General features: G+C 53.1%; 1 rRNA gene. It reads right to left on the reverse strand.

Features of this window, described 5'->3' with window-relative positions:
• Nucleotides 1–482 (reverse strand): 23S ribosomal RNA (locus tag Q664_RS25000); the annotation flags it as partial.

The raw sequence follows: 482 nt of genomic DNA on the forward strand, positions 1-482 counted from the left end.
GGTTTAGCCCCGTTACATCTTCCGCGCAGGCCGACTCGACCAGTGAGCTATTACGCTTTCTTTAAATGATGGCTGCTTCTAAGCCAACATCCTGGCTGTCTGGGCCTTCCCACATCGTTTCCCACTTAACCATGACTTTGGGACCTTAGCTGGCGGTCTGGGTTGTTTCCCTCTTCACGACGGACGTTAGCACCCGCCGTGTGTCTCCCGTGATAACATTCTCCGGTATTCGCAGTTTGCATCGGGTTGGTAAGTCGGGATGACCCCCTTGCCGAAACAGTGCTCTACCCCCGGAGATGAATTCACGAGGCGCTACCTAAATAGCTTTCGGGGAGAACCAGCTATCTCCCGGTTTGATTGGCCTTTCACCCCCAGCCACAAGTCATCCGCTAATTTTTCAACATTAGTCGGTTCGGTCCTCCAGTTAGTGTTACCCAACCTTCAACCTGCCCATGGCTAGATCACCGGGTTTCGGGTCTATA

Origin of the sequence: Archangium violaceum Cb vi76, assembly GCF_000733295.1 — a bacterium.
GTDB classification, from domain to species: Bacteria; Myxococcota; Myxococcia; order Myxococcales; family Myxococcaceae; genus Archangium; species Archangium violaceum.